General features: G+C 30.8%; 16 protein-coding genes and 3 tRNA genes. 16 read left to right on the top strand and 3 right to left on the bottom strand.

Features of this window, described 5'->3' with window-relative positions; all coding sequences use genetic code 11:
• The 9 genes from HMPREF3134_RS12235 (at position 1) to HMPREF3134_RS08340 (ending at position 8007) form a co-directional block, all read left to right on the top strand.
• Positions 1-55, top strand: a tRNA-His gene (locus HMPREF3134_RS12235).
• A gap of 21 nt (positions 56-76) precedes the next feature.
• Positions 77-151 (top strand) — tRNA-Gln (locus HMPREF3134_RS08375).
• Between the two features lie 3 nt (positions 152-154).
• Positions 155-227 (top strand) — tRNA-Lys (locus tag HMPREF3134_RS08370).
• Between the two features lie 222 nt (positions 228-449).
• Positions 450-1256, top strand: coding sequence for a diadenylate cyclase CdaA (gene cdaA, locus HMPREF3134_RS08365; RefSeq protein ID WP_070442168.1), 807 nt, complete (start codon positions 450-452; stop codon positions 1254-1256).
• A gap of 1 nt (position 1257) precedes the next feature.
• Positions 1258-2190: a CdaR family protein gene (locus HMPREF3134_RS08360; RefSeq protein ID WP_070442165.1), complete on the top strand. Its 933-nt coding sequence runs from the start codon at positions 1258-1260 to the stop codon at positions 2188-2190.
• Between the two features lie 23 nt (positions 2191-2213).
• Positions 2214-3566 carry a phosphoglucosamine mutase gene (gene glmM, locus HMPREF3134_RS08355; protein WP_070442162.1) on the top strand — a complete coding sequence of 451 codons (1353 nt, stop codon included), beginning with the start codon at positions 2214-2216 and terminating at the stop codon, positions 3564-3566.
• 668 nt (positions 3567-4234) lie between these two features.
• Positions 4235-6040 (top strand): glutamine--fructose-6-phosphate transaminase (isomerizing), encoded by a 1806-nt coding sequence (glmS, locus tag HMPREF3134_RS08350; RefSeq protein ID WP_037538885.1) that lies wholly within the window; start codon positions 4235-4237, stop codon positions 6038-6040.
• Between the two features lie 258 nt (positions 6041-6298).
• A complete protein-coding gene (locus HMPREF3134_RS08345; protein ID WP_070442159.1) occupies positions 6299-7081 on the top strand; it encodes an ABC transporter ATP-binding protein in 783 nt (260 codons plus the stop codon).
• Between the two features lie 71 nt (positions 7082-7152).
• A complete protein-coding gene (locus HMPREF3134_RS08340) occupies positions 7153-8007 on the top strand; it encodes an HAD family hydrolase (protein WP_240556272.1) in 855 nt (284 codons plus the stop codon).
• Between the two features lie 56 nt (positions 8008-8063).
• Here the strand turns inward: HMPREF3134_RS08340 and HMPREF3134_RS08335 are convergent, their stop codons facing one another.
• Positions 8064-9182 (bottom strand): lytic transglycosylase, encoded by a 1119-nt coding sequence (locus HMPREF3134_RS08335; RefSeq protein ID WP_070442153.1) that lies wholly within the window; start codon positions 9180-9182, stop codon positions 8064-8066.
• 131 nt (positions 9183-9313) lie between these two features.
• Here HMPREF3134_RS08335 and HMPREF3134_RS08330 point away from each other — a divergent pair, with 131 nt between their 5' ends.
• Positions 9314-10045, top strand: coding sequence for a metallophosphoesterase family protein (locus tag HMPREF3134_RS08330; protein ID WP_037551877.1), 732 nt, complete (start codon positions 9314-9316; stop codon positions 10043-10045).
• Between the two features lie 77 nt (positions 10046-10122).
• Here HMPREF3134_RS08330 and czrB read toward each other — a convergent pair whose 3' ends face one another.
• Complete coding sequence (gene czrB, locus HMPREF3134_RS08325) at positions 10123-11073, bottom strand: CDF family zinc efflux transporter CzrB (protein ID WP_070442150.1); 951 nt, start codon at positions 11071-11073, stop codon at positions 10123-10125.
• Complete coding sequence (locus HMPREF3134_RS08320; protein WP_070442147.1) at positions 11066-11395, bottom strand: ArsR/SmtB family transcription factor; 330 nt, start codon at positions 11393-11395, stop codon at positions 11066-11068. Before HMPREF3134_RS08320 ends, czrB begins: the two co-directional genes overlap by 8 nt.
• Before the next feature lie 144 nt (positions 11396-11539).
• Here HMPREF3134_RS08320 and HMPREF3134_RS08315 point away from each other — a divergent pair, with 144 nt between their 5' ends.
• From HMPREF3134_RS08315 to HMPREF3134_RS08290, 6 genes are all read left to right on the top strand, one after another.
• Entirely contained in the window at positions 11540-12196 is a 657-nt protein-coding gene (locus HMPREF3134_RS08315; protein ID WP_070442144.1) for an SDR family oxidoreductase, read from the top strand.
• A gap of 333 nt (positions 12197-12529) precedes the next feature.
• On the top strand, positions 12530-13462 hold the full coding sequence (locus HMPREF3134_RS08310; protein ID WP_070442142.1) for a type I phosphomannose isomerase catalytic subunit: 933 nt from the start codon (positions 12530-12532) through the stop codon (positions 13460-13462).
• 53 nt (positions 13463-13515) lie between these two features.
• Positions 13516-13746: a hypothetical protein gene (locus tag HMPREF3134_RS08305; protein WP_048667989.1), complete on the top strand. Its 231-nt coding sequence runs from the start codon at positions 13516-13518 to the stop codon at positions 13744-13746.
• Positions 13747-13972: 226 nt separating this feature from the next.
• Positions 13973-15346, top strand: a complete 1374-nt coding sequence (locus tag HMPREF3134_RS08300) for an EVE domain-containing protein (RefSeq protein WP_070442139.1) — start codon at positions 13973-13975, stop codon at positions 15344-15346.
• Between the two features lie 190 nt (positions 15347-15536).
• Positions 15537-15932 carry a thiol-disulfide oxidoreductase DCC family protein gene (locus tag HMPREF3134_RS08295; RefSeq protein WP_070442136.1) on the top strand — a complete coding sequence of 132 codons (396 nt, stop codon included), beginning with the start codon at positions 15537-15539 and terminating at the stop codon, positions 15930-15932.
• Positions 15933-16171: 239 nt separating this feature from the next.
• On the top strand, positions 16172-16615 hold the full coding sequence (locus HMPREF3134_RS08290; RefSeq protein ID WP_029376676.1) for a Dps family protein: 444 nt from the start codon (positions 16172-16174) through the stop codon (positions 16613-16615).
• The last annotated feature ends 105 nt before the right edge of the window (positions 16616-16720 follow it).

Here is a 16720-nt window from a genome sequence, read left to right as displayed (position 1 = left end):
GAAGTGGTTAACGCATCGGATTGTGGTTCCGACACTCGAGGGTTCGATTCCCTTCAACCGCCCTTAATTTTATTAATGGGCTATAGCCAAGCGGTAAGGCAACGGACTTTGACTCCGTCACGCGCTGGTTCGAATCCAGCTAGCCCAGCCATTAGAGCCATTAGCTCAGTTGGTAGAGCATCTGACTTTTAATCAGAGGGTCAGAGGTTCGAATCCTCTATGGCTCACTTATTAGCACTCCTAATCAGGAGTGCTTTTTTTATAAAATTAAATAAAACTATTATAGAGTTTATCTATTTGAAGATTGATTATATTGGTAATAAATCATTAATCAATTGCTGATTAATTGAATAATCTACTTTTTTTAATACAATCTATTTGTTCATATGACAGTTGTAATTATCATTGGTATAATTATGACTATGGAAAATATATTCGGAGGAGATGCTATGGATTTTTCCAACTTTTTTGATAATCTTAGTACATTAAAAATTGTAACGAGTGTGCTGGATTTACTTATAGTATGGTATGTCCTTTATCTTCTCATTACTGTATTTAAAGGAACCAAAGCAATTCAATTACTTAAAGGTATTCTTTTTATTGTAATTGGTCAACAAGTGAGTAAAATTCTAAATTTAACTGCTACATCTAAACTTTTTGATATTGTAATTCAATGGGGTGTTCTTGCGCTTATTGTTATTTTCCAACCCGAAATAAGAAGAGCATTGGAGCAGTTAGGTCGTGGAAGCTTATTTAAACGTTATAATAATACATACAGTCATGATGAAGAAAAGTTAATTGAAGCAGTATCGAAAGCTGTTCAATATATGGCTAAAAGACGTATTGGTGCTTTGATTGTTTTTGAAAAAGAAACGGGATTACAAGATTATATTGAAACGGGTATAGCGATGAATTCTGAAATATCTCAAGAATTATTAATTAATGTATTTATACCAAATACGCCGCTACATGATGGTGCAATGATTGTTCAAAATTCTAAGATTGCTAGTGCAGCTAGTTACTTGCCTTTATCAGATAGTGCTAAAATTTCTAAAAGTCTAGGAACTAGACATAGAGCTGCAGTGGGTATCTCTGAAGTTTCAGACGCATTTACAATTGTTGTTTCAGAGGAAACAGGTTCAATATCTGTAACTTTTGATGGTAAATTACGTAGAGATATCTCAACTGAGGTATTTGAAGAATTATTAGCCGAACATTGGTTTGGCACACGCTTTCAAAAGAAAGGTGTGAAATAAGATGCTAGAGAGTAAATGGGGTCTCAGATTTATTGCTTTACTATTGGCAATCTTTTTCTATTTATCAGTTAATAATGTATTTGGAAATATTTTTAGTAATGATAATTTATCACAAAATTCATCTAAAACAATTGAAGATGTACCTGTTGAGATAATTTATAATTCCAAAGAATTACATGTAACTAAAGCTCCTGAGACTGTTAATGTAACTGTTTCAGGTCCACAATCTAAATTATTAAAAATCGAAAACGCCGATGATATCAAAGTTGCAGTGGATTTATCCAACGCTAAAGCCGGAAAATACAAAGAAGACTATATCGTTAAAGGCTTAAGTAATGATATTAATTACAATGTTAAACCTAAGCAAGCTTATGTTACTTTGGAAAATAAAGAAATTAAAACGATGCATGTTCAAGCAGATATAGGGAAAGATGATATAGACCCAAACTATAAAGTGAAAGACAGTTCTGTTGAGCCTAATTCTGTCAAAGTAACTGGAGGACGAGAACAACTTAAGAAAATCGCATATTTAAAAGCTACTTATAAAGAAGCTAACAAATTAAGGCAAGATACTTCTGATGTAGCAGATGTTACTGCTTTTGATAAATCATTAAATAAATTAAATGTTAATATACAGCCTAATGAAGTCAAATTAAATGTTAAACTCCAAGAATACAGCAAAAAGGTTAAAGTTAAAATTAATAAAAAAGGCAGTTTACCTGATGGTGCTAGCTTGGATGATATAACACTTGATAAGAATGAGATAGAGATTTATGGTAATAGAGATGATTTACAAGATATTAATGAGATAGAGGCAAATGTTGATCTTAAGAGTATAACTGAATCTACAGATCAGAATGTTCAATTAAATTTACCAGATAAAGTAAAGAAATCTGATCCAGATGAAATAACAGCACATATTAGCTTAAAATAACAAATTAAAAAGGAGTATTAATGATGGGAAAATATTTTGGTACTGATGGAGTAAGAGGAATAGCCAATAAAGAGTTAACACCTGAATTAGCATTTAAGTTGGGTCGTTATGGTGGTTATGTATTAGCACATAATGAAGGTGCTGACAGACCAAAAGTTTTAGTTGGTAGAGATACACGTGTGTCAGGTGAAATGCTTGAATCTGCTTTGATTGCAGGATTAGCTTCAATTGGGGCTGAAGTTATGAGATTAGGTGTTATATCTACACCTGGAGTAGCTTATCTTACTAGAGAAATGGGAGCTGAATTAGGTGTAATGATTTCAGCTTCGCACAATCCAGTGGCTGATAATGGAATTAAGTTCTTCGGTGCAGATGGTTTTAAATTATCTGATGCTCAAGAGGAAGAGATTGAAACATTATTGGATCAAGAAAATCCTGATTTACCAAGACCAGTTGGAACAGATATTGTACATTTTTCTGATTACTTCGAAGGTGCTCAGAAATATTTAAGCTACTTAAAATCAACTATTGATGTTAATTTAGAAGGATTAAAAATCACACTTGATGGTGCAAATGGTTCTACATCAGCACTAGCACCTTTCTTATTTGGAGATTTAGAAGCTGATACTGAAACAATTGGCTGCAGCCCAGATGGTTATAATATTAATGATAATTGTGGATCAACTCATCCTGAATTATTAGCTGAAAAGGTTCTTGAAACTGAAAGCGACTTTGGTTTAGCATTTGATGGCGATGGTGATCGATTAATTGCTGTTGATGAAAAAGGTAATATTATTGATGGTGACCAAATCATGTTTGTTATTGGTCAAGAAATGCATAAAAACCAAGAATTAAAGAACGATATGATTGTTTCTACTGTTATGAGTAATTTAGGTTTCTATAAAGCTTTAGAAAACGAAGGTATCAAATCTAATAAAACAAAAGTTGGAGATAGATACGTAGTAGAAGAAATGAGAAAAGGTAACTACAACCTTGGTGGTGAGCAATCAGGACATATTGTTATGATGGATTACAATACTACAGGAGATGGTTTATTAACTGGTGTTCAATTAGCTGCTGTTATTAAAATGAGTGGTAAACCTTTAAGTGAGTTAGCTGCTCAAATGAAAAAATATCCGCAATCTCTAATCAATATTAAAGTTACAGATAAGCATCATGTAGAAGAAAATGTAGATGTTAAAAAAGTGATGGATGAAGTAGAAACTGAAATGAATGGTGAAGGTAGAATTTTAGTTAGACCATCAGGTACAGAACCGTTAATTCGTGTAATGGTCGAGGCTTCAACTGACGAAGATGCGCAACGTTTTGCACAACGAATTGCTGATGAAGTTCAATCTAAAATGGGCTTAGAGTAACCAATTTAATAAAACAATTTTCGTTTTCCTTCAAAGTTTACATTTAATGTGTAGCTTTGGAGGTTTTTTAAATGTTTAATTAACGGTTTTTGTTGAAACGCTTTCATTTGATTGGTTGCGATATTGTTTGGTAATAATTTAATAATTAGAAACAATTATTATGTATTTTAGAAGATTACAAAAGATATTTATTTTAAATTTTTACTAAAAAGGTCGGAAATTGTTTGCATTCATTTATCTGAAAAGTGTAAAATAAATAATATTGGAAGGAGGAAAGTTCAAAATTAATTATAAAGCGCCAGGGCAAAATATAAGTGTACCTATAATCAAAAGTTAAATATGAGAGCTTTTGTAGGGCAATTTATTACTTTGCAGACGAGGAGAATAGTCATCGAAAATATCGGCGGATGCTATTCCGGATGAGGCTCATTCGTTAGCTTATTATTTAAAACATTTAGGTAACTAAATGCACAAAAATAATAAGAATGCCTAAAATTTATAAAATCTTAGAAATATAATATGGCTTTAATGGGTAAATACAATAAAGATAAAACATTAATAATAAATAGAATTTTTAATAAAATTACTAATGTTTAAAAACACGTTACCTTTTTAAATTTTATATAACAGATAAAATTTTCAAGCTATATTTAACGGAGGAAAAATTTATGTGCGGAATTGTAGGATATATTGGATATGATAATGCAAAAGAATTATTATTATCAGGATTAGAAAAATTAGAATATAGAGGGTATGACTCAGCTGGTATTGCAGTTGCAAACGATAATGGTACAACTGTTTTTAAAGAAAAAGGTCGTATTGCAGAATTAAGAAAAGTTGCTGACAACAATGACACTGATGGTCACGTTGGTATCGGTCACACACGTTGGGCTACACACGGTGTACCAAGTACAGTGAATTCACATCCTCACCAATCTAATAATGAACGTTTTACATTAGTTCATAATGGTGTAATTGAAAATTATGAAGAATTAAAAAGTGAATATTTATCAGATGTAACATTCCAATCTGAGACAGATACAGAAGTTATTGTTCAATTAGTTGAACACTTCTCGAATAAAGGTTTAGAAACTGAAGAAGCTTTCTCTAAAGTAGTTTCTCTATTACACGGTTCATATGCATTAGGCTTACTTGATAATCAAGATAGCGATACAATCTATGTAGCTAAAAACAAATCACCTTTATTAGTTGGTGTTGGAGAAGGCTTCAATGTCATTGCATCAGACGCATTAGCTATGATTAAAGTAACGAATGAATACAAAGAAATTCATGACCATGAAATTGTTATTGTAAAAAAAGACAGTGTAACTATTAAAGACCTTGATGGAAATGTACAAGATCGAGACACTTATACTGCTCAAATCGATGCTTCAGATGCTGAAAAAGGTATCTATGATCACTACATGCTTAAAGAAATTAATGAACAACCAGCAGTTATGCGTCGTATTATTCAAGAGTATGAAGATGAAAATGGTGACCTAAAAATTGACCCTGAAATTGTTAAGGATGTTGCAGCTGCAGATCGTATATATATCATCGCAGCAGGAACAAGTTATCATGCAGGTCTAGTTGGTAAAGAATACTTAGAAAAATGGGCTGGTGTACCTACTGAAGTACATGTAGCTTCTGAATTTGTTTATAACATGCCACTATTATCTGAAAAACCATTATTCATTTATATTTCTCAATCAGGTGAAACTGCTGATAGCCGTGCAGTGTTAGTTGAAACTAACAAATTAGGTTACAAATCATTAACAGTTACAAATGTGGCTGGTTCAACATTATCACGTGAAGCAGATCATACATTGTTATTACATGCTGGTCCTGAAATTGCAGTTGCTTCAACAAAAGCATATACAGCTCAAATTGCTGTTTTATCAATCTTATCTCAAGTTGTAGCTAAAGCACATGGTCGAGATAATGATATTGATTTATTGAGAGAATTAGCTAAAGTAACAACTGCAATTGAAACAATTGTAGATGATACTCCAGTAATGGAACAAATTGCTAAGGATTTCTTAGAAACAACGCGTAATGCATTCTTCATCGGACGTACAATGGACTATAATGTAAGTCTTGAAGGCTCATTAAAACTAAAAGAAATTTCATATATTCAAGCTGAAGGATTCGCTGGTGGAGAACTTAAACATGGTACAATTGCATTAATTGAAGACGGCACACCTGTAATCGCATTATCTACACAAGAAAAGGTTAACTTATCAATTCGTGGTAATGTCAAAGAGGTAGTAGCACGTGGTGCAAAACCATGTATTATCTCTATGGAAGGTTTAGAAAAAGAGGGAGATACTTATGTAATTCCACATGTACATGAGTTATTAACTCCGCTTGTATCTGTAGTTACATTACAATTAATTGCTTACTATGCAGCACTACACAGAGGATTAGACGTAGATAAACCTCGTAACTTAGCTAAATCAGTTACAGTTGAATAATTCGTATAAATTTTGAGTCGGGATAAAATTTAATAATGTTAGACAACATTGAATTTGAAGTGGCTAACTTAAATGTGAAAGCGTTAATCGTATGCTCTTCTCTAATATAGTTACCCTATTGGGAGCAAGATGTTAAATTCATTAAGAATTTGATCTTGCTCCTTCTTTATTTGAAATACTAACTTATAAAATATACAGTTTGTTATTTTGAAAAAATGTCTGAATTATCTTACAATTATCGTATTGTGAGGTGATACTATGCTAATTTCAATGAATAATGTACATCGATATAGAAGAGGTAAGCATATATTAAACGGTATTGATTGGAATATTAAAAAAGGGGATAAATGGATATTATATGGTTTAAATGGTGCTGGAAAAACAACTTTATTAAATATTCTAAACGCCTATGATTCAATTACAAGTGGCAACATAGTTCTTTTTGGTATGACACCTGGAATGGTTGGATATTCAGCAGATAATGTGAGACAACATATAGGTTTCATTTCAAACAAGCTCACTAATCAATTTCAAGATGGAGAGCATGTGATAGATGTGGTATTAAGTGGCTATTTTAAATCTATTGGCCTATACAAAACATTCAATCATCAACAATTGTTAGAAGCGCAGAAACTATTAAAATTAGTCGGTATGGCAGAATTTGAGAATGAATACCTCGGTTATTTATCAACTGGACAACAACAAAGGGTTATGATTGCACGTGCGCTTATAAGTAATCCAGAATTATTAATTTTAGATGAGCCAGCTTCGGGCTTAGATTATTTAGCGCGTGAAACACTATTGGAAGTATTAGAAACTTTATCACATGAGCGACCTGAAATTACTATCATTTATGTGACACACTTCATTGAAGAAATCATATCAATATTTGATAAAATTTTTATTTTAAGTAAAGGCATGAATTTTGCACAAGGAAAGATTGATGATGTTTTAACTAATAAGACGATGTCATCTCTTTTCAATAGAAATGTAGAAGTTGTGAATTATAAAAATCGATTTTCTTTACACATGATAGGGTAATCTCGTTGCACATTTCATCAAATAATGCCACAATTTTAAAAAAGACACGTAAAGGAGAAGGCTACATGACATTGAATAATATCAAAGCGATTTTTCTAGATATGGATGGAACAATTTTACATGAGAATAATAAAGCTTCAATTAAAACAAAATCAATTATTGATGAATTACGAGAAAAGGGATATAAGGTATTTTTAGCAACTGGTCGATCATATACAGAGATTGATCAACTTGTACCTCCTCAATTTGAAGTTGATGGAATCATCAGTTCTAATGGTACAAGTGGAGAAGTAAACGGTGATAATCTTTTCATGCATAGTTTATCGAGTGAAAGTGTTAAACGAATCGTATCTTTAGCACAACAGCAAGAAATATATTATGAAGTTTTCCCATTTAATGGATCAAGAATTGCGCTAAATGAAGATAAAGCATGGATGCAAGAGATGATTAAAGGTGATACGCCTCCAAATCATGTAAGCGAAAGTGAATGGAAATCAAGATTAGATGCAATGTCTGGTAAGATTGATTGGAAAGAGGATATACCAGAAGATGACTATGCTAAAATTTATTTATTTACGCCAAACTTAGAAAAAATAACAACTTTTAGAGATGAACTTATTCAAAATCAAGTGCTTTTAAACATTAGTGTTTCTAATTCATCAAGATTTAACGCTGAAACTATGGCATATCATACCGATAAAGGAACGGGTATTAAAGAAATGATAGAACACTTTAATATTAAACAAGAAGACACGCTTGTAATAGGGGATAGTGATAATGATAGAGCTATGTTTGCATTTGGTGGTTATAGCGTCGCAATGAAAAATGCACGACAAGAAATACAGGAAATTACTAATGAAGTGACACAATTCACTAATGAAGAAGATGGCGCTGCATTATTCTTAGAAAGCAAATTCCTAAAATAAAATTGTGGAACATAAAAGGTGGAACCCTTATTTAATTGGGTTCCACCTTATTTGTATTATTTATCTTTATTGAAATTATGACTCGCTTCATCTTTGGCGTTCTCAGATTTTTGTTTAACATTGTTTGTAACATTATTTGAATGTTCTTCAACATTGTTTTTAGAAGATTGATGAGTATTGTCAATTTTTTGTTGATTACTCAATGTGTCATTTTTATTAGTTACGCTTTTATCTTTATTTTTGTGTTTTTTCTTCTTCTCGTTAGTAGTTTTATTTAATTTTTCACCACGTTTTAAGAAGTACTGAACTGCACCCATTATAAGAACAAAATAAAGGATTAAACGTAATATAACAATAATTACTTGTGCTACATACAGAATGACTGTAGCAACTTTTTGAGACATGTTTCCAGTTGTTACAGAAAGAATTGTACCAAGTGGTTGAGTAATGATAATAATAATTAAATTTAATAAAAGAACAGCTATAAAGAATTTAAACCAAGTTTTATGGCCATTTCTAATACCTTTAAAGCCAACTTTAAAGTGAGACATGGCACTATAGTTAGATTCTCTTACTAATGAAACAGTATAATTAATCATTAAAATGAAAAAGAACCATGATACGATTGATGTGATTAATCCAATAATAATTAAAATAATAATTTGAATTGTTAGTAAAATGGCAATTGCATTATCAGATGAACTTACAGCTGACTGTAATGATGTAAATAAAGGTGTTAATGCTAAATTAAATAAATAATTTAATGCCATTATAATTAAGTACATCACTATAAATAAGCCAATTGAGATTAATGATAAAATTAAACTCTTACCATATTTACCTTTTTTGAATGCAACAAATAAGTCATTGAAATGAACATTTTCACTTGAAATTGCTTTTGCAATAACATTAATTGCACCTGCTAGTAATTGATAACCTGCAAATATAAAGAATAATAATCCCAATAATAAAGCCAGGATCATAATGATTAAATATGGACCCGATGATTGTTGTAATTGCGCTGCTAGCTGCATTTGCATGAAATATTGCATAAAGAAAGTTCTAGCAACAGCAAAAACCGCAAATACTACAATGAAACTAACGATACTAAACAAAATCGTCTTAAGAATTTGCGGTTTAGCATTTTTTAATGCCAAATTATGATATTTGAACAAATATAAGCACTCCTTTACTTTAATATAAATACAATATCAAAATTTATACTTTTTTTAAAATAATATCTAACATATTTGAAGATTAAGTGTTAAAATATGCTAATGATTAAATTTTGAAAGGAGATATCATCATGAAATTCGCGATTATTACAGATGTGCATGGTAATTTCGATGCATTACAAACTGTCTTAGATGATATTGATAATAGAGAAGACATCGATAAAATTTACAATCTCGGGGACAATATCGGAATTGGTCATGAAACAAATAAAGTACTCGATACAATATTTGATCGTGATGATATGGAAATTATAGCTGGTAATCATGATGAAGCGGTTATGTCATTAGTAAATAACACGCCTTATCCTGAAGATTTGAAGGATAAATTTTATGAGCATCATCAATGGATAGAGAGCCATATGGATGAAGATTACTATGACCAACTTAATTTGTTACCTAGATATATCGAAAAAACTATTTGTGGAAAAAAATTACTATTCATTCATTATGAAATTGAGAATCAAAAATTGGAGACTGGCATAGAAGGACAGCCGTTTAGTCCAATTACTGAAAATAGTAAAGAAAATATTATTGAATTATTTAAAGATAAAGATGCTGATTTAATTGCATTTGGCCATAACCATCAAATGCATTTATATGATGATAATAAAACAATTTATTTTAATCCTGGCGCAATAGGTTTAAACAATGGAGCCAATGCCGTCTACGGTATTGTAACTATTAATGATAATGAGTTTTCAATCGAAAGAATTAAGCTACCTTATGATAATGAAGAATATTTACAAGGATTTGATGAAAAACAAGTGCCAGCGAAGCAACTCATTTTTGAACATTTTCTATAAGTTTTAAAAATCAGGGGTTAGACAGAATTTAACTCGAATTCAACGTCTAACACCTGATTAATTTTTAATAAGTTATACTAATGTGAGTGTTGGTGCATAACTCCAGAACATAAAATTGATTCGTTATGTTGATGTTTTGGTGTTTCTAATTGAATCGTCATATGTTGTATATTAAGATGTGCTAATTCATGTTCTATTTGTTTAAGTAATTGTTCACAGGCCTCTATCGTAAGTGATTTATCTACTACTGCATGACAACTTAAAGCATTCATATCATTAGAAATAGTCCAAACATGATAATCATGAACATTTTGTATTTCCTCATGACCCATTATTGTATAGATGACTTGTTCTAAATCTATGTCAGAGGGCGTTCCTTCCATTAAAATATTAATAGATGATTTCGTAATTCCGTATGCACTCTTTAAAATTAGCAGTGAAACCACTATACTCGCAATAGGGTCTGCAATTGTAAAATTAAATGTCCATATGAGTATTGAGGCAATAATTGCACCAACAGATCCTAATAAATCTCCTAGTACGTGAATAAACGCACCACGCATATTTAAATTGTGATTGGTATCTCCGCCTTTAAACATTATAAGTGCTACTACGATATTAACTATTAAGCCTACTAAACTAATAATAAACATTTCTGTTGATTGAACTTCAGGTGGTGCAAAAAATCTTTTAATTGCTTCAACGATAATAACTATACTAATAACAAATAAAGTGACGCCATTAAACAATGCAGCTAAAACTTCAAAACGTTTATAACCAAAAGTTTTACTAGATGTGGCATTCTTTTCAGCATAAATAAATGCAATAAGGGCAACACCTAGAGAAACTGTGTCGCTGAACATATGTAGTCCGTCAGATAATAATGCTAAACTATTAGCAATAAAGCCACCTACAATTTCTATCACCATGAAAAGTCCAATAATAATAAAGGAAATGGCTAAAATTTTTTTATTATTAGTGTGTACATGTGAATGGTTGTGTGAATGTGTATGAGAATGACTAGTCATTTGAAACTTCACCTCTTAGATGTTTCGTATGATGAATGGCTTGTTTCAATAGGATTGAAACATGTTGATCATCAATCGAATAGATTTTTGATTGACCTTGTCTTAAGGACTTAACAAGTCTAGCTTGTTTAAGGATTTTAAGTTGATGAGAAACATTAGACTGGCTCAAGTTTAGCGTATGTGTAATATGACCAACACTAGATTCCTCTTGCTCTAACAATAATAGAATTCTTAATCTATTTGTATCACTTAGTGCTTTAAAAATTTCCGTAGTCTGTATTAAGGTAGCATCTTCGTTCCAACTGCTTAAAGATACATTCAAATAAATCACCCCCCTTAATATATGAATATATGTTCATATATTAATTTAATATACATGATTGACTATGTCAAAAATGACTTACGTTTTAATTTTTATTTAAGTGGTAAATTGATGGAAGTAGAAATATTAAGGAGGACGATTTGAATGAGTTTATTAGTTATAGGTGCTAACGGTGGAGTAGGTTCTAAATTAGTAAAGCAACTAAAAGAAGATCAGGTAGATTTTACAGCTGGAGTACGTAAAAACGAACAGATCGAAACATTAAAGCAAGATAATATTGAAGCAACTTTAGTTGATGTAGAAAAAGATAGTATTGAAGACTTAACTGAAACATTTAACGGTTATGATAAAGTTTTATTTACTGTGGGTTCTGGAGGCAGTACAGGTGCTGACAAAACTATTATTGTAGATTTAGATGGTGCGATTAAGACAATTGAAGCTAGTAAACAAGCCAATATTAAACATTATATTATGGTGTCAACGTATGATGCTCGTCGTGAAGCTTTTGATTCAAGCGGTGATTTAAAACCATATACAATTGCTAAGCACTATGCTGATGAACACTTAAAAAATTCTGGATTAAATTATACGATTGTTCACCCAGGTGCGTTAGAAGATAAAGAAGGAACTTCTAAAATAGAGACTGATTTATACTTTGATGGAAGAGGTTCTATACCTAGAGAAGATGTGGCATCTGTGTTAAAAGAAGTTGCTTTATCTGAGAATAAATTCATAAATAAAGAATTCCAAGTTATTACAGGTAATCAATCAATAGTCGAAGCATTGTCTTCATTTGAATAAATGAGTTGTTTAAAGATAATCATTGAATTAAAAAATGCTTTCATTAAACTTTAACTAATAGTAATTATTTCAGTTGTGGTGGGATAATGAATTCTAATTGAATTCTGTCCCACTTCTTTATGTGTTTTATCATTTAAATAATTTCTATTAAAATAGAGATAAAGTTGATATAATAAAGAAACGAATGGTAACACAAGTGATGTTGAATAATTATTTTGAATATAATTTCACTTTTACATAATTAATTTTTAAGTTTTATACATATAAATCAGATATTATCATTTACTTTAGAAATAGAGAATATAGCCTTAAATGGTTTTAGGAGGTGCAACTATGCCATTATTTTTAAAGCCTATTTTTTTCGAGAAAATTTGGGGCGGTAATAAATTAACTCAATTCAATTATGATATACCTAGTGAATCCACAGGAGAATGTTGGGGGATTTCTGCACACCCAAATGGAAAGAGTATGATCCTTAACGGGCCTTATGCTGGACAAACATTAGACCAAGTTTGGACGCAACATAGAGAATTGTTCGGTGATTTTCCAAGCAAAGATTTTCCGTTATTGTGCAAAATAGTTGATGCGAATGAGCCGCTATCGATTCATGTTCACCCAGATGATTCTTATGCTTATGAATTTGAAAATGGGCAATATGGCAAATCAGAATGTTGGTATATTATTGATGCAGAAGAAGATGCTGAAGTTTTAATTGGTACTACGGTTAACTCTAAAGAAGAACTGGAAGATCAGATTAGCCAAGATAATTTCTTGGAATCTTTAAAAAGAGTTAAAGTACAACCTGGGGAATTTTATTTTATTCCTGCTGGTACTATACATTCAATCGGTTCAGGTATAACTGTGTATGAAACAATGCAATCTTCAGATATTACATATAGATTATATGATTATAATAGACAACGTGAAAATAGTTCTTCATTAGATGTTGATAAAGCATTAGATGTTATTCAATATTCTCAAGAACTACCTAGTATCGTTCCCGAAAATGAAATTATTGAAAATCATAAATGCAGTCACATTGTGTCTAATGATTTCTTTACAATGGTTAAATGGGAAGTTAGTGGGACATTAAATTATATGAAACCTAGAGAATTTTGCCTTGTTTCAGTTTTAAATGGTGATGGACAAATTATTATTGATGGAGAAATCTTCAAGATTCAAAAAGGTTCCAATTTTGTGCTGACTTCAGAAGACTTAGATAGTATCTTTGAAGGAGACTTTACGCTAATCATTAGTTATATTTGATTTTTATTGTTCGTGTTATAAATGATTCATTGTATTAAAGAGGAGTGTGAATATTGAAACAGTTTTTATATATCTCTTTAGTATGTGGTGTGATAGCAGGGGCAGGTGTCTTTTTTAATATGCCACAATATCCTTCACTTGTTATTCCTAGAGTTGTTGCTATATTAGGTATTATAAGCGCAACTATTACCATTAAAGACAAAGATTTAAGTGGATTACTAAAACTTGGTGGCATCATGATCAATCTAATGCCATTATTAGGTAGTTTACTAGCACCTCATTAAATTAATGCATAGGGGAATATTTAGAATTATTTATAATGGATTCTGAATGTTCCCCTTTATAGCAACTTATTAAAATGAGATAAAACACTAAAAAAATTAAACATAAATAACGACGATATGTTAAGATTTATAGCATAACTTAATAAACATAGCATTTAATTAAAATACAATGAAATCAATTAAAATACATAATAACTTTCGAGAATTAATTTAAAGGAGACCCACAATGGAAGAAGAAGTAAATTACTTTTGGCTTAACTGTGGCTATACTAGATGGAATCACAATGAACCGTTAGTAGGTCAAACAACATTATTTGAATCTGGAGCTCAATTCAACCCTACTCAAGGTTTTAGAGCCTTCAAAAAGGCTAAGACAGGGGATCAAGTTATATTTTATCAAGTCCAAACAGATACTGGATTACTTGGTATTGGAGAAATTATTAGTGTTCAAACAGGTGCTCAAAATAAAATTAGAGTTGAATTTAAATTTAATGAACTATTAAAACCACTTACAACTGATTATTTAAAACGAAGTGAAACGCTTGATTTTCGCATGAATAATATGCGTGAAACTTTAATCAATCAATTAACTAAAGAAGAGTATGATTTAATTGTTTCACTAGGTAAAGGTGAAGTGAAACTTCCACGTTATTTCTTCCTTTCTGAAACTGAGTCATTTGAATTAGGAGAGTATTATACTATTTATACTCATACGTATAATGGCATTAAACGTAATGGATATCATTTTTACAATCAGTTAGAAATAGGAGATAATCTTATCTTCTATAATAAATATGAAGATCAATCAGTGGTAGGTATTGGAGAAGTTTCTCGACATATTCATGAGAAACCACCTATTCCTGGTAGAACAAATAGTACTGCCATTGAAATATATTATGATAAGCATATTACTCCAGTGACATTAGGTACATTAAATAAACATCCTAAGTTAAAAAATCTTTATTTTTTACAAGAAAATGCGAAACAAGCCATCGCAAGCATGAGTCAAACTCAATACGATGCTATTATTGAAATGAGTAATAATGATAGTGTGAAAACACCTTTTGAAACAATTAAAAAAACTGAAATTGATTCAGCAAGTCATGATGAGTCAATACAACCTTTTATATTGTTGGTTGTGGAACAACGTGAAGAAGGATTGAAAGCGGCAAATAATTTATTACAAAAGACAAATGCAAATCCTGTAATAACTAGTGGACATCCTGATTTTACAGAGGACATGTTATATGGTAAATATTTACCAAATGAAACTGGTGCCCTATACTATCGCGAAGGTTTTATCACTCAATTAATGCCTAAAAATGATAAAAGTTATTTAGTCATCGATAATTTTAATAGAATTGATCCTGACATTTTCCAAACTTACATCAATGTGTTAGAAGGATATGAAGTAACATTACCTAGATATAATAAAGAGGGACAAATGGTAAAATGGTCAAGAGAAAAAGATTCATTCTATCATTTTAATCCGAACTGGCATATTATTGGTGTAACTTACGACCGTCTAGAAGATATAAAAAGCAAATATTCAAATCAATTTCTTAAGTATACAAGAATTGTAAAAGTAAATCATGAATAACTTAAGATAACTAAACCTGAGACGTTTTACTATGTCTCAGGTTTTTAATTTTATTATTATGACTTTAACATTTTATATCAAATTTAAATCATTCATAGTTAAAGGAATGCTATGCTTTGGACATTTTTAGTGTTTAATGTAAGGCATAGAATGGAATATTAATAATAAGACTTAGAAGAAGGTGAAAGAAATGCCTATTATTTATTACGATGGTAATTGTGTTTATTGTTATAACTATTGCATCTGGTTAATACAGAATGGACTTCCTAAGAGTTATGAATTCGCAACTTTAAAAGGGGAAGCAGGGCAACACTTATTTGAACAACATCCAGAAGCATTAAATAAAAACAGCGTGATTTTACAACGTGGTCAACATTTAGAGTTTAAATCCAATGCGATTGCTAATCTTATCATGACTACAACGAATTACAAGTGGTTAGGATTGTTAATTAAAGTCATTCCACGTCAAATAAGAGATTTAGCGTATAATTTATTTGCAAATAATCGAAATAGGATGTGGAAGACGCATTGGCATAAACCAAATGAATATGAAAAATCCTTTTTCATAGATGATAAACGCATATAATTGATAAAATATTATTATAATTGATAATGAGAGATTTGTTAGTAAATATATATTATTTTAGTTGCTGATGTTAATCACTTTTCAAACACTGGTAAATAAGTTTTAATAGTTAATAGTAAAAGGTAGTTATAAAAATCAGTGCAAAAAATGTTAAGCATAACTATTTACAGATTATAATAATTATAATATAGTAGTAATTGTAATAAAGAGAAACCAATTCAGAAGTACAAGGAGAGAATATAATGAGTCAACAAGATGTAGTAAAAGAATTAAATCAACAAGTTGCAAACTGGACTGTAGCATATACTAAATTACACAATTTCCATTGGTATGTTAAAGGACCTAATTTCTTCTCATTACATGAGAAATTCGAAGAGTTATACAATGAAGCTAGCCAATATGTAGATGACTTAGCTGAACGTATTTTAGCAATTGGTGGAAATCCAGTTGGTACATTGAAAGAAAGTCTTGAAATTTCTATCGTTGATGAAGCTGGTAAAAATTACTCAGCTGAACAAATGGTTGAAGCCTTCTCTAATGATTTAACTCATATTTCAGAGCAATTAGTTAAATCTATAGAAGTAGCTGGAGAAGCTGGCGATGATGTTTCAGAAGATATGTTCATCGGTATGAAAAATTCTGTTGATAAACACAATTGGATGTTCAAATCATATTTAGTTTAATTAATCATATAAAAAGGTGCTTGAGATTTCATTATCGTCTCAAGCACCTTTTATTATCTATTAGAATTTGAAATTACGGCTCTACGTCAAATCGGACTGATGAGT

This window comes from Staphylococcus sp. HMSC14D10, from assembly GCF_001808125.1.
Taxonomy (GTDB): Bacteria; Bacillota; Bacilli; order Staphylococcales; family Staphylococcaceae; genus Staphylococcus; species Staphylococcus haemolyticus.
The sequence above is the reverse complement of the archived record's forward strand: the minus strand, read 5'-3'. Positions and strand labels throughout refer to the sequence as shown.

Bases quoted from the DNA above. Each gene is read 5' to 3' on its own strand.
- cdaA (WP_070442168.1), top strand. From the start codon at position 450: ATGGATTTTTCCAACTTTTTTGATAATCTTAGTACATTAAAAATTGTA.
- HMPREF3134_RS08360 (WP_070442165.1), top strand. From the start codon at position 1,258: ATGCTAGAGAGTAAATGGGGTCTCAGATTTATTGCTTTACTATTGGCA.
- glmM (WP_070442162.1), top strand. From the start codon at position 2,214: ATGGGAAAATATTTTGGTACTGATGGAGTAAGAGGAATAGCCAATAAA.
- glmS (WP_037538885.1), top strand. From the start codon at position 4,235: ATGTGCGGAATTGTAGGATATATTGGATATGATAATGCAAAAGAATTA.
- HMPREF3134_RS08345 (WP_070442159.1), top strand. From the start codon at position 6,299: ATGCTAATTTCAATGAATAATGTACATCGATATAGAAGAGGTAAGCAT.
- HMPREF3134_RS08330 (WP_037551877.1), top strand. From the start codon at position 9,314: ATGAAATTCGCGATTATTACAGATGTGCATGGTAATTTCGATGCATTA.
- czrB (WP_070442150.1), bottom strand. From the start codon at position 11,073: ATGACTAGTCATTCTCATACACATTCACACAACCATTCACATGTACAC.
- HMPREF3134_RS08315 (WP_070442144.1), top strand. From the start codon at position 11,540: ATGAGTTTATTAGTTATAGGTGCTAACGGTGGAGTAGGTTCTAAATTA.
- HMPREF3134_RS08310 (WP_070442142.1), top strand. From the start codon at position 12,530: ATGCCATTATTTTTAAAGCCTATTTTTTTCGAGAAAATTTGGGGCGGT.
- HMPREF3134_RS08300 (WP_070442139.1), top strand. From the start codon at position 13,973: ATGGAAGAAGAAGTAAATTACTTTTGGCTTAACTGTGGCTATACTAGA.
- HMPREF3134_RS08295 (WP_070442136.1), top strand. From the start codon at position 15,537: ATGCCTATTATTTATTACGATGGTAATTGTGTTTATTGTTATAACTAT.